This window comes from Arthrobacter sp. JCM 19049 (assembly GCF_001310435.1).
Genome location: NZ_BAXF01000199.1, coordinates 1 through 3,832, shown reverse-complemented (window position 1 = coordinate 3,832; position 3,832 = coordinate 1). Strand labels below are relative to the sequence as shown.

Annotated in this window: 5 protein-coding genes and 1 pseudogene; all 6 read left to right on the top strand. The window is 65.2% G+C overall.

What is annotated here, in order from left to right; all coding sequences use genetic code 11:
* Positions 1 to 105 precede the first annotated feature (105 nt).
* The 6 genes and pseudogenes from JCM19049_RS09390 to asd all read left to right on the top strand — a co-directional run bounded on the left by JCM19049_RS09390 (position 106) and on the right by asd (position 3,754).
* Complete coding sequence (locus tag JCM19049_RS09390) at positions 106 to 420, top strand: hypothetical protein (protein WP_054821457.1); 315 nt, start codon at positions 106 to 108, stop codon at positions 418 to 420.
* Positions 421 to 548: 128 nt separating this feature from the next.
* On the top strand, positions 549 to 878 hold the full coding sequence (locus JCM19049_RS09385) for a GNAT family N-acetyltransferase (protein ID WP_054821456.1): 330 nt from the start codon (positions 549 to 551) through the stop codon (positions 876 to 878).
* Between the two features lie 79 nt (positions 879 to 957).
* Complete coding sequence (locus tag JCM19049_RS09380; protein WP_054821455.1) at positions 958 to 1,761, top strand: thymidylate synthase; 804 nt, start codon at positions 958 to 960, stop codon at positions 1,759 to 1,761.
* Positions 1,758 to 1,913: a hypothetical protein gene (locus JCM19049_RS19865; RefSeq protein ID WP_279402860.1), complete on the top strand. Its 156-nt coding sequence runs from the start codon at positions 1,758 to 1,760 to the stop codon at positions 1,911 to 1,913. Before JCM19049_RS09380 ends, JCM19049_RS19865 begins: the two co-directional genes overlap by 4 nt.
* On the top strand, positions 1,910 to 2,542 hold the full coding sequence (locus JCM19049_RS19860) for an NF038396 family protein (protein WP_279402859.1): 633 nt from the start codon (positions 1,910 to 1,912) through the stop codon (positions 2,540 to 2,542). The genes JCM19049_RS19865 and JCM19049_RS19860 overlap by 4 nt, the downstream gene beginning before the upstream one ends.
* A gap of 130 nt (positions 2,543 to 2,672) precedes the next feature.
* Positions 2,673 to 3,754, top strand: a pseudogene (gene asd / locus JCM19049_RS09365) (aspartate-semialdehyde dehydrogenase).
* Positions 3,755 to 3,832: the final 78 nt, after the last annotated feature.

The following is a 3,832-nucleotide window of genomic DNA, read 5'->3' as shown; positions in this document are numbered from 1 at the left end:
CCGGACGGCGCCAGGCCCAGGCCCTGGCCCGGCTGCTGAACTGCTGGAAGCCCCAGCACGTGGCCACCAGCCCTGGGTGCGCTGCGTGCAGTCCATCACCCCTATGTGACCGAGCACCAGATCAAGCCGAAGCTGGTGAACTCCATGACGGAGCATGCCGCCCAGCGCAAACCGGAAAAGACGGTCAAGTCACTGACCAAGCTGCTGGACAAGGTCCGCTCCCAGGTGCTGTGCACCCACCGCCCGGTCCTGCCGCTGATCCTGCCGCTGCTCTCCGCACGCTCCTCCCAGGCGGTGCGCAAGCTGCTGCCCACGGCCGACCCCTACCTGCAGCCCGGGGGCATGATCGTGCTGCAGCAGCCGGTGGGGGCGCATGAACGCATTGTCTCCATTGAGATCCACGCCCCGTACTCGGATTAGCGGCACACCCTGGCCCGCTTCCCGCCCTGGCCTGCACGCTGGCCCGCTGCGCGGTCTTGGACTGTCTTCGCGGCGCGTACTAGGCTAGGAGAACAGTGGGATAACTCACCATGGGAAAGAGGAGTGCCATGTCATCACAGGATTCCGCGCAACCGCTTGCAAAGATCGTCCACCAGGGATTGCGCCTGGATCACGAGCCGGGCCGGGGACGCTATTCGCTGTGGCACGGATCGACCTATGTGGGGTTCATCGGCTACCACCGCGACGGGGACGTGGTGACCTTGCAGCACACCATCGTCAATGAGGAATTCGGCCGCCGCGGCTACGCGCGGGCGCTGGTGACCCTGGTGCTAGATCAGCTGCGCCAGGAGGGGGCGAAAATCATCTCCGAGTGCACCTACGTGGATGACTACCTCAAGCGCTACCCGGAATACCAGGACATGCTCATCCGCCAGTAGACCGGCGCGTGAGGATGTCAGCAAGGTCGCGCCGGCCCGCGCTGTACGCGACCTTGGCGCTGCGCCTAGACTTGATCGGGTGAGCATCCCAACCCCCTATGAAGATCTGCTGCGCGAAGTGCTGGAAAACGGCACCCACAAGGAAGACCGCACCGGCACCGGCACGCTGTCCGTCTTTGGGCGCCAGATCCGCTTCGACTTGTCCGAATCCTTCCCGCTGATCACCACCAAGCGGGTGCACTTCAAGTCCGTGGCCGCCGAGCTGCTGTGGTTCCTGCGCGGGGACTCGAACATTTCCTGGCTGCAGGAGCAGGGGGTGCGCATCTGGAACGAGTGGGCCGACCAGGACGGTGAACTCGGCCCCGTGTACGGGGTGCAGTGGCGCTCCTGGCCCACCCCGGACGGCGGGCACATCGACCAGATCAGCCAGGTTGTCCAGTCGCTGAGCCAGAACCCGGATTCGCGTCGGCACATCGTCTCGGCCTGGAATGTCGCCGAGATCTCCAACATGGCGCTGCCCCCGTGCCACATGTTCTTCCAGTTCTATGTGGCGGACGGAAAACTGTCCTGCCAGCTCTATCAGCGCAGCGCCGACATGTTCCTGGGGGTGCCGTTCAACATCGCCTCCTACTCGCTGCTGACCCTGATGCTGGCCCAGCAGCTGGGCCTGCGGCCCGGCGAATTCATCTGGACCGGCGGGGATGTGCACATCTACTCAAACCACCTGGACCAGGTGCGTGAGCAGCTGGGCCGGACCCCCTACCCGTACCCGCAGCTGCGCTTCGCACGCACCCCGGACTCGATCTTCGACTACACGCTGGAGGACTTCATCGTGGACAACTACCAGCACCACCCCACCATCAAGGGCAGCGTGGCCGTATGAGCCCGACCCACCGCAGCGGCACCGAACAGCGGATGGTCGGGGCCATCTGGGCGCAAACCACCGACGGGGTCATCGGGGATGCGGGCACAATGCCTGGCAGGTTCCCGAGGACCTGGCCCACTTCAAGCGCATCACCGAAGGACACCCGGTGATCATGGGCCGGCGGACCTGGGAGTCCTTCCCGGAAAAGTTCCGTCCCCTGCCCGGGCGCACGAACATCGTGCTCACCTCCGATGCGCCAGCCCATGACAGGCTGCGCGCCGCCGGGGCACAGCCGGCCTCCAGCCTGGAGCAGGCCCTGGAACTGGCCGAGCGCGCGGCAGGCAGCGAGGAAATCTGGATCATCGGCGGCGGCAAGGTGTACGCCGAAACGCTGCACCTGATCGACACCGCCATCATCACCGTACTGGACCTGAACCTCGACGGGGACACCCGGGCCCCTGAGCTGGGGGCGCAGTTCACCCGCAGCCTCAGCGACCCGGCCGAGCTGGCACACCTCCAAGACCAACACCGGGTACCGTTTCGAATCCTGGCAACGAACGAAGGACTTGACCAAGTGAAAGAATCCCTGGCCGCGCTGAAGAAGAGCCCCGAGGGCCTGTTCATCATCGGCTACATGCTTTTCCCGCTGCTGGCCCTGGTGGTGGCCGTGCTCGGCTTCTTCCTGGTGCTGGGCGGGCACCGGATTTTCGGTGTGATCCTGCTGCTGGTGCCCACACAGCTCTTCATTTTCGGGGCCTACTGGGCGATCACCAACCGCAAGCGGCTGATGGCCGAATAACCCGCTGATCCGCCGGCGCACCCCAGGGTGCGCCGGCGTTGTTATATCCGTAACGAATCGCGGCAGGCGAAGACAAAACCCCTACCATGGATTCATGACTTCTTCTGTTGGTTTTGTTGGTTACCGTGGCATGGTCGGCTCCGTGCTGATGCAGCGCATGGTTGAGGAGGGCGACTTCGCCAACCTGGATCCGGTGTTCTTTTCCACCTCGAACCCCGGCGGCAACGCACCGGATTTTGCGTCCGGCGCAGACAAGCTCCAGGACGCCTATGACATCCAGGCCCTGGCCAAGCTGCCGATTATCGTCACCGCCCAGGGCGGGGACTACACCAACACCGTTCATCCGCAACTGCGTGCCGCCGGCTGGGACGGGCTGTGGATCGACGCGGCCAGCGCGCTGCGGATGAACGACGACTCGGTGATCGTGCTGGACCCGGTCAACCGCAATGTCATTGACGCTTCCCTGGCCGCGGGCACCAAGGACTTCGTGGGCGGCAACTGCACCGTCTCCTGCATGCTGATGGGCCTGGGCGGTTGTTCCGCAACAACCTGGTCGAGTGGGGCACGGCCATGACCTACCAGGCGGCCTCCGGCGGCGGCGCCCGGCACATGCGCGAACTGCTCACCCAGTTCGGCGACATCAACTCCTCGGTTCACGCCGAGCTGGCCGACCCGGCCAGCGCCATCCTGGAAATCGACCGCCAGGTGCTGACCACCCAGCGTGAATCCCTGGATGCGGCCCAGTTCGGCGTGCCGCTGGGCGGTTCGCTGATTCCCTGGATTGACGCGGACCTGGGCAACGGCCAGTCGCGCGAGGAGTGGAAGGCCGGGGTGGAGACGAACAAGATCCTGCAGACCTCCGGGGACAGCCACATCATCATGGACGGGTTGTGCGTGCGCATCGGCGCCATGCGCTCGCACTCGCAGGCCTTGACCCTGAAGCTGAAGGAAGACCTGTCCATCAGCGAAATCGAGAACCTGCTTGACGGGGACAACCAGTGGGCCAAGGTGGTTCCCAACCAGAAGGAGGCGACCATGAGCCAGCTGACTCCGGTCGCGGCCTCCGGCACCCTGGATATCCCGGTGGGCCGCATCCGCAAGCTGGAGATGGGCCCGAAGTACATTTCCGCGTTCACCGTGGGTGACCAGCTGCTGTGGGGTGCGGCCGAGCCGCTGCGCCGCATGCTGGCGATCGCGCAGGGCCGGCTGTAGCCACCACCCTGACTAACCGGCGGCGGCCACCGAATAATAGTCTTCGGCGGCCGCCGCCGGTTTATGCCGCCCGCCCCG

Coding starts and splice junctions, on each gene's coding strand:
- JCM19049_RS09385 (WP_054821456.1), top strand. CDS start 549: ATGTCATCACAGGATTCCGCGCAACCGCTTGCAAAGATCGTCCACCAG.
- JCM19049_RS19865 (WP_279402860.1), top strand. CDS start 1,758: ATGAGCCCGACCCACCGCAGCGGCACCGAACAGCGGATGGTCGGGGCC.